Genomic DNA, 8,445 nt, shown 5'->3' on the forward strand with positions numbered 1-8,445 from the left:
ATCATTTAGAAAAACTGTGACGAACCTCAACTTCCTTCTAATTGTTCTATATTTTATGGAAAAAATTTGAACCATTTTTAAATTGGCCTTAAGTACATGATCGGTCTATATTCTTGTACGTTTGTTTGGTTGAGTGTGAAAATCCCATTGCTGAGTGGTGGTAAAAGTCTTTGCTCTTATGGTCAATTGCTTGCATATTTATAGCGGTGGAATTTTGACTATAAATACTTGATCTCTGTGCCAGAAATTTGATTAATTTTTAATTAATTACATGATTTTTTCTCCATACCCTGAATGTAATCGAATTCAGTAATAATTATTAGATTGTTTTTTAATCCATGTTTGGTTTGATACTTATACCGAAACAATAATGAAATAATAACCGAATGACCGATAACTTCTGCCGATCAGATCAGTTTTTTTTACCGAGCTTAAATTATTTTTCACGGCTTGTTTGGCTTGATACTTTTACCGATTATGGTGGGTTTGTCTTTCAGTGATAATAATGTATAGAGATGGTTGTTGCCGATTATTAATTGGTTTTCTGGATTTATGTGCTTGTTTTTATTGGTATTTATGTCATATCCCAATAGTGTTTAACTTAAATTAAAAATGCTATTTTTTGCTTGGTTTGGAATGTTGACACCAAAACTAAAATAGAACAGAATTCACCTCAACTTATAAGTGGAAACAAAAACCCACTTTATAAGTGGAAAGGGTTTTAAGTTGGTTGTCATATTTATGAAGTATTAAGTATGGAAGCTAAGAATAAAAATCTGGCCCCAAATTTAGTGGGAAATTATTCAAAGGATATATTCAATGTTTAAGAAAACAGTAATCGCAGCGGCTCTAACGCTAGGTATGGTTGGTACAGCAAGTGCTTATGACTACACTGGTACAATGGTTGTTTCAAGCGTTGCATCTCAGTCAACTCAAACTGTTCTAGAGTTCCAAACAGCTAACGACAAAATTGTGAACCCTATTTTCACAGTAACAGAAGGCTACGACGATTCTGGTGCGGATGTTATTGAAGGTGAGATTCCACCTGCATCGTTTGTTCGTATCGAACTATCTGGCGGTGCAACTTGGAACCTTGATAAAATCAATGACTTTAAAGATGCTATCGCTGTTGAAACAGCTACATCTTCAAGCCTTCTTCTAGATAGTGCAGAACTGCTGAATACAACTACAATTGCTGTTCCTGTACTAAAGCCAGCAGTACTAGGTGATGGCTTTAGTGTTGACTTGAAACACTCTGGTATGTTTAACCTTCAAGACGCAGCTGGTAGCGCGTCTGTTAGCATTGGTGTACAGCGCCTAGATGGTTCTTTCTCGATTAACCCTCGTAATGTAGGCCAAGTATTCAAGCTTGTTGATGTTGTTTCAGTTGTTGATTCTGCAGCTGAAGTTGATACTGCTTCTGTAGCAGATCAGTACATGGTTTTCAAAACCCCTACAGACAGCACTAAACCATCAGCAATCACTGGCGGTTCGTTCTCATTCAGCAATAACACAACAAACCAGACTGTTAACCAAGAAGACGTAACTGTAATCGTATCTGGTGACTTCACGAATGTTGTTGGTGACACTTACCCTTCAGTAGGTGGTACTACAGAATGGAAAGTAAATGCGGATCGTACTGCGTTTATTACCAAACTAAATGGTGCTATCCAACCTGATACAGGTAAAAATGTTATCTCAGTTCCTGCATTTGAGTTCAATGGTGAAACGCCAATCGTTCCTCAAGCACTAACTGCGACTTTCCGCATTGACAGCACTAGCCCGACATTTACTACATATTCAATCGACGATGTTACAAACATCATTGATCGTGATGGTTTCCGTTTTGACACAGTGACTACTGGTACTACAGCTAACAACACTATCTACATCCGTGACGTATCTGGTAACATTCCAGCGGAAGGCGGTAAAGTAAACGTGACTGTTTGGCAATATGAAAACGGTGAGTCAACTGTTCTTGCAGAATCTAAGCCTCTTTCTATGGTTCTTCCAAGCAATGGTGCACTAACGCTTTCTCCACAGGACATCACTGCTGATCTAGGCATTGAAATTACACCTGAGCGTGAAGCTCGTTTCCTATTCGAAGTTGAAACTGCAAACGGTGAAGCTTCAGTAATGAAGCGTGCTGGTGGCGGTATCGATATCCAAACTACTTCTAGCGATGACAATGACTTCTCAACTCTTTAATTGAGTCTGTTCATTTAGTCTAATAAAAGGGAGCTTAGGCTCCCTTTTTTATTGATAGCTGATATTTGTCTTTGTACAAAGGTTTTCTTTAACCTCTTGCTCTCATAAAGCTTGAACAACACCTGTGATAAAGCTATCAAGACGATAAGTAAATTTACTTGTTATCGATAATAATTTTATTTTAACAAATAAACTGTAATATTTTTTAATCACGAGGATTTGCGGCTTTTTACTCCATAAATAAAAGTTATATTTTGCATGAGTAAATTTCATATCTTGTTGTTGTTATTTTAATCGTAGTTTAAAGCTGTGAAGTAAAATAATGCATCAAAAAACAAGATCATGCTTTAAATTTAGGCAATGTCAGAGGTTTGTCAGAATATCTGGGCTGTTGTGTGATATTGCTCACATAAAGGTATATGAAAGCGTAGGCTTTTATGCTCTAATAGCCGCGAAACATTATGGACGGAAATAAAATGGATAAGTTTGAATCTATCGATTTTCATCAATTAGCGCGTAAAGAAAAGAATGCCCAAAAACGAATTCGTTTACTAGCTCTTGCGCATTTTAAAGATGGCAAAAATAGGACAGAAATCTCCAGATCATTGAAAGTTAGCCGTTCAAGTGTTAATAACTGGGTATCAAGATATATTAAGCACGGGCTTGATGGGTTAGAAGACAAGCCTCGTTCAGGAAGGCCTTCGACCTTATCTCAAGAGCAAATTCAGAGATTGCAAAATTATATCGAAATCTGGAATGTTGAGAATGAAGACCAAAAGTTGACAGGTGTCGAAATTAACTCGTTCATTAAAGATGAATTTCAGGTGGAATTTGAGCCATCTCACATTTATCGCTTGATGAAACGGATTGGAATGGATCTTTCTTCTAATTAGAAATAAATATTCTGCCATTATATTTGCTTAAAAATTCTCTTCAAAGTTGTAACTCTTAACGATTCAATGCCAATAAATTGATTTGGACCTTGCATGCGTCTTAGTTGTGTGAACCTTCTTAGTCAACAGGTCATCTTATGTCCTATTGCCCCATCTTCTCGTCACGCATAAACGCATGCACCAACGTCAAGCCTTTATCTTCCCTTTCATAATCTTGCTATTTAGAGGATAATGCCTGACCTCGTAAACAGTGGTAGCGCTTATGGAACACGTCATTAATGTAAATCAAGTCTCTAAATCCTTCCTGATGTACCAGTCGCCTTTACAGTTGCTGAAAGCCCACATCTTCTCTTCGAAAGATGTATGCCAGCGCTTTGAGGCCCTGAAAGGTGTTAGCTTCAAGGCTAAACGGGGAGAGACGATTGGCATTGTTGGTCATAATGGTTCCGGCAAGTCGACCTTATTACAGATCATCTGTGGTGTAATGGCGCCAACCGCAGGTAATGTCGAGGTCACTGGCAGGGTAGCGGCGCTGCTTGAACTCGGTTCAGGCTTTAACCCAGAATTTACCGGCCGTGAAAATATCTACTTCAATGCGACCTTGCTTGGTTTGACCCATGAGGAAATCCAAGCCCGCTTTGATGACATCATTGAGTTCGCTAATATTGGGGAATTTATTGACCGTCCGGTAAAGACCTACTCTAGCGGTATGATGCTACGCTTAGCATTTTCCGTCATTATCAATATCGACCCTGATATCCTGATCGTCGATGAGGCTTTGGCTGTCGGTGACGATGCTTTCCAACGTAAATGTCATGCACGCATTAAGCAGCTTCAGGCCCAAGGGGTCACGCTATTGTTTGTGTCACACTCTGCAGGGCAGGTGATTGAACTGTGTGACCGCGCCATTTTGTTGGATCATGGTGATGTGCTGATGGAAGGCCACCCGAAGGAAGTGGTATCAAACTATCACAAGCTCCTTCATATGGCCGGTGATGAACGTAGCGAATTCCGTGAGCAAATTTTATCTGGCCTTCTACCTACAGAGAAAACCGAGCAAGATGATGTCGAGGTGGATGATAGCGGTAAATTTGACGCCAACATAACGCCAGCATCAACGGTTTGGTACCAATCCAATGGCGCACGCATTGAAAACCCGCATATCCGTAACCTCAATGGACAGCAAGTCAATTTGCTAGAATCTGGGCATGAATATGACTACTGCTTTAAGGTCACTTTTGATAAAGAAGCCTTTGAAGTTGGGTTCGGCATGCTCATCAAAACGGTATCGGGCTTTGAGTTGACGGGTGCCACCACAACACGCAATCATCAACTTCGCATTCCATATGTGGCTGCAGGGCAAACGATGAATGTACGTTTCCGCTTTACTTGTTTGCTACGTAATGGCTCATACTTCTTGAACTGTGGTTGTTCAGCGATTGAAGAAGGCGAGCGCAAGTTCTTGCACCGAGGTGTTGATGCGGCAATGTTTACTGTGATCCAGGAAAACCAGGATGCAACGGGCATTGTTGATTGTGGTATCGAGTTGTTTACTGAGGTTGCGGAATAATGGCGGCGGTAAACCTATTTATCGTTGGTGGCCAGAAATGTGGCACAACAGCGTTAGCCAGTTTTATCCAGCAGCACCCTGATATCTGCTTGGTCCAGAATAAGGAAGCGCACGTTTTTGACAGTGCTCAAGCACCTGAGATGACACGCAGTGAGTTTCAAGCCTGTTTTGATACCCTGTCAGGGCATTACCAAGGGGAAAAGTACCTGTGTGATGCAACGCCAATTTATAGTTATTGGCCTGAGGCCATTGAGTCGGTAGCTGAATATGCGCCAGATGCCAAAGTGATTTTCCTACTGCGCGATCCGGTCGATAGGGCGGTTTCCCAGTACCAGATGGAACACAAGCGCGGCTTGGAACCTAAAGGTATGTTCCAGGCATTTTTAGCCGAGCCCTCAAGATTGGAAGAGGCTAGGGGAGACCGGACCCCGACCTCGCCTTGGCGGGTGCATTCCTATATGGATAGGGGCCACTTTTCTGTCCAGTATAAAAAGTTAATGGAGCTTTTTGACAAAGACCAAATACTGGTATTACATAATAACCAATTGCGAAACAATCACGATGCAACCTTAAAGAAAGTGTTCGATTTTTTGCAGTTGCCTGATCATACCATTCCCGCGAAAGAAGTATTCTCCGGTGAGTACCTGCCAATGGGGTGGGAAGAGCGCTTAGCCCGGATGTATGCAAAGTGGAAATTGAAGAAAGAACGTGAATTTGTGGCGGGATTTGATCGTCCTTGATCATAGCTATCTTTATTTACTCCCCGCAACCAAAATCGCCAATAGGGCTTATGAAGTTTTCAGGTGTCGCGTAAAGGTTGAGAATATCAATAAGCTCACGGGTGATGTCACAGTTAGACTGAACCAGGTTTTGTGACTCAGCTGGATCATCAGCGAGATTATAGAGCTCCAATTCAAGGCTAGTGTGGCCATAGTTAGTGGTCGCATCAGCCTCGGGCTCTAGCCTTACTAACTTCCAATCCCCCTTCCTGACGGCCTGCAAAGTATGGGGCTTTTCATATAGTGGTTCATCCCGTTTGTCGTAGTAATGTTGCCAGTATAGATATGGCAAGGCATCGATTTCCGTACCTAACAATGCCGGTAGGAACGAGCGGGGTTGCACTTGCTGGGTCACTAATTCCATCAAGGTATCTTTGATTTGGTATTGAGCGATTGGTGTTGGATCTTCTTTAGCGGCAATACCAGGGTAGTAAACAATGGTCGGCACCCTAATGCCACCTTCATAAAGTGTCCATTTTCCATCTTTTAATCCGCCGGAAGAATTGAAGAATGTGAGGTCGTTGATCCCGCCAGCCATATGTGGCCCATTGTCACTGGATACAATGACCATGGTTTTATCTTCAATGCCAAGTTCAACCAGCTCATCCAATACCCAACCGATGTGTTCGTCCAATCGAGTGATCATTCCTGCTAATTCTGCCCTCGGTTCATCAACGTGACGGTAGAAAATGTGGCTTCCTGTCCAAGGCGTCTCTGGAAAAATGCTAGTACCATTTTGTTGGTACAAAGCTTTTGTCTCTGGCGGAGAGACGAGCTCCGCATGGGGTAACGGTGAGGCCAAATACATGAAAAACTTCTCATCTTTGACTTTTCGAAGATGGGCAAGGGCCTCTTCCATGATCAAATCTGGTAAGTATTGATCAGCGGTTGTCTTGTAGCGTTTTACCTCTTCACCGATCAATTGATAAAGATCCTGACGGACATTTTCATAGTAGGGTTTGTAAGGGGTGCTTTCTTCTGCGGTGTTGGGGCTGTCGTGGTAGTGCACATGGGCATCACGGTGTTGCATAAAGCCAACGAAAGTAGAAAACCCTGCATCAAATGGGTTGTTGATAAATTCTTCTGGTAACTTCCTGATCATGTCATCCTGCGATAAATTAGAGCACAAAGGGTAGGTATCCCGTATAAACTGTGCAGCATCATCGTCAGCAAGCGACATCCCCCATTTGCCGAATATGGAGGTATCATAGCCCAGCGCTTTTAACTCATCTGCAATGGTTGTTTCCTCCCCAAACATATCACTGGAACGTTTCCATTGGCTTTCACCGGTATGGTTACCGGTTAACAGGCTATTTCGTGAAGGTGGGCAGAACGCGGCCGAAGAATAGAATTGGCTGAAATTAACCCCTTTTGATGCTAGCTCATCTAACCTTGGGGTAAGGATTTTGGTCTGGCCATTCGCGCCTACCTGCCCATACCCGAGGTCGTCAGCATAGATAATGATAATATTCTGGACGTTGTCTAGCGCAGCCTGGCGGACATCGATATCACTGTTGTTATCGCCCTTACATCCTAAAAGTCCTATTGCGAAACTTAAATAAGCAAGTTTATACCACATAAAGATTCTCCCAAATTCACAAACAAATGCTAGTTTCAGGGGGAGGGGGGTGAAGTATTAATTGTGAGAATGGGCTTCTGTTGGTTAGCTAATGTCCTGAAAGTTGGAAAAATCTAAAATCTGCAAAAGTTTTTATTCACTGTAGATAACAACTAGTGATGTTAAATCATTGCTTTTCATGAATTTTGCTAGGTTTCTTATACCCGGACATAAAATGGCTAAGCTTATCTCACTGTGATTTGTTTGGTATACTGTGACGATTTGCTTACGTCTGCAGCACTTGTCGTTGCTGTGCTTAACTTAAGGATATGTCTGTGAAAATTTTGGTTACAGGCGGTGCTGGTTTTATCGGCTCTGCGGTTGTTCGCCACATCATCGAAAATACCAATGATTCTGTTGTTAATGTTGATAAGTTGACTTACGCAGGTAACCTGGAATCATTAACCGGCGTTGACGGCCATGAGCGTTATGCCTTCGAGCAAGTTGATATCTGTGATCGTGCAGCTCTTGACCGTGTTTTTGCGGAGCATCAACCTGATGCCGTGATGCATTTGGCGGCAGAAAGCCATGTTGACCGTTCTATTGATGGTCCAGCCGCTTTCATCGAGACCAACATTGTTGGTACTTATAATTTGCTTGAAGCGGCGCGTACTTACTGGAATCAATTGGCGGATGAGGCCAAAGCGGCATTTCGGTTCCACCATATTTCGACCGATGAAGTTTATGGCGATCTGGAAGGTACTGACGACCTGTTCACTGAAACGACACCTTATGCCCCAAGCAGCCCTTATTCTGCATCGAAGGCATCCAGTGACCACCTTGTTCGCGCGTGGTTGCGTACATATGGTTTCCCGACCATTATCACCAACTGTTCTAACAACTACGGGCCTTTCCACTTCCCGGAAAAACTGATCCCGCTGATGATCCTCAATGCGCTGGATGGCAAGCCATTGCCTGTTTACGGTGACGGTATGCAAATCCGTGACTGGTTGTATGTTGAAGACCATGCCCGTGCCCTATACACAGTGGTAACCAAAGGTGAGATTGGTGAAACCTACAATATTGGTGGCCACAATGAGAAAGCCAATATCGAGGTCGTTAAAACTATTTGCTCGCTGCTTGAAGAGTTGGTGCCGGCGAAACCAGAGGGTGTGGCAAATTACGAAGATCTGATCACCTACGTGACAGACCGCCCTGGGCACGATGTGCGTTACGCCATTGATGCCACAAAGATTGGTGAAGAGCTTGGCTGGACGCCGGAAGAAACCTTCGAAACCGGTATCCGCAAGACCGTTGAGTGGTACCTGAACAACAAAACGTGGTGGAGCCGTGTTTTGGATGGTTCATACAGCCTAGAACGTCTTGGTAACAAGGGGTAATAGCAATGAAAGGTATTATTCTTGCCGGCGGTTCCGG

At 42.8% G+C, this 8,445-nt stretch carries 6 protein-coding genes; 5 read left to right on the forward strand and 1 reads right to left on the reverse strand.

Features of this window, described 5'->3' with window-relative positions; genetic code table 11:
- The first annotated feature begins 819 nt into the window (after positions 1 to 819).
- The 4 genes from BIZ37_RS28140 to BIZ37_RS28155 all read left to right on the forward strand — a co-directional run bounded on the left by BIZ37_RS28140 (position 820) and on the right by BIZ37_RS28155 (position 5,411).
- Positions 820 to 2,208, forward strand: a complete 1,389-nt coding sequence (locus BIZ37_RS28140) for a hypothetical protein (RefSeq protein WP_187464349.1) — start codon at positions 820 to 822, stop codon at positions 2,206 to 2,208.
- A 476-nt stretch (positions 2,209 to 2,684) separates the two neighbouring features.
- On the forward strand, positions 2,685 to 3,101 hold the full coding sequence (locus tag BIZ37_RS28145) for a helix-turn-helix domain-containing protein (RefSeq protein WP_187464350.1): 417 nt from the start codon (positions 2,685 to 2,687) through the stop codon (positions 3,099 to 3,101).
- A gap of 262 nt (positions 3,102 to 3,363) precedes the next feature.
- Positions 3,364 to 4,671 carry an ABC transporter ATP-binding protein gene (locus tag BIZ37_RS28150; RefSeq protein WP_187464351.1) on the forward strand — a complete coding sequence of 436 codons (1,308 nt, stop codon included), beginning with the start codon at positions 3,364 to 3,366 and terminating at the stop codon, positions 4,669 to 4,671.
- Positions 4,671 to 5,411 carry a sulfotransferase gene (locus BIZ37_RS28155; RefSeq protein WP_187464352.1) on the forward strand — a complete coding sequence of 247 codons (741 nt, stop codon included), beginning with the start codon at positions 4,671 to 4,673 and terminating at the stop codon, positions 5,409 to 5,411. Before BIZ37_RS28150 ends, BIZ37_RS28155 begins: the two co-directional genes overlap by 1 nt.
- A gap of 16 nt (positions 5,412 to 5,427) precedes the next feature.
- Here the strand turns inward: BIZ37_RS28155 and BIZ37_RS28160 are convergent, their stop codons facing one another.
- Positions 5,428 to 7,029, reverse strand: coding sequence for a sulfatase-like hydrolase/transferase (locus BIZ37_RS28160; protein WP_187464353.1), 1,602 nt, complete (start codon positions 7,027 to 7,029; stop codon positions 5,428 to 5,430).
- Positions 7,030 to 7,343: 314 nt separating this feature from the next.
- Between BIZ37_RS28160 and rffG the strand changes: the two genes are divergently transcribed.
- On the forward strand, positions 7,344 to 8,408 hold the full coding sequence (rffG, locus tag BIZ37_RS28165) for a dTDP-glucose 4,6-dehydratase (RefSeq protein ID WP_370577930.1): 1,065 nt from the start codon (positions 7,344 to 7,346) through the stop codon (positions 8,406 to 8,408).
- Positions 8,409 to 8,445 lie beyond the last annotated feature (37 nt).

This window comes from Photobacterium sp. BZF1, assembly GCF_014349205.1.
Lineage (GTDB): Bacteria > Pseudomonadota > Gammaproteobacteria > Enterobacterales > Vibrionaceae > Photobacterium.

What these genes read in the sequence shown, in the direction of transcription:
- BIZ37_RS28140 (WP_187464349.1), top strand. Translation starts at nt 820, where the DNA reads ATGTTTAAGAAAACAGTAATCGCAGCGGCTCTAACGCTAGGTATGGTT.
- BIZ37_RS28145 (WP_187464350.1), top strand. Translation starts at nt 2,685, where the DNA reads ATGGATAAGTTTGAATCTATCGATTTTCATCAATTAGCGCGTAAAGAA.
- BIZ37_RS28150 (WP_187464351.1), top strand. Translation starts at nt 3,364, where the DNA reads ATGGAACACGTCATTAATGTAAATCAAGTCTCTAAATCCTTCCTGATG.
- BIZ37_RS28155 (WP_187464352.1), top strand. Translation starts at nt 4,671, where the DNA reads ATGGCGGCGGTAAACCTATTTATCGTTGGTGGCCAGAAATGTGGCACA.
- BIZ37_RS28160 (WP_187464353.1), bottom strand. Translation starts at nt 7,029, where the DNA reads ATGTGGTATAAACTTGCTTATTTAAGTTTCGCAATAGGACTTTTAGGA.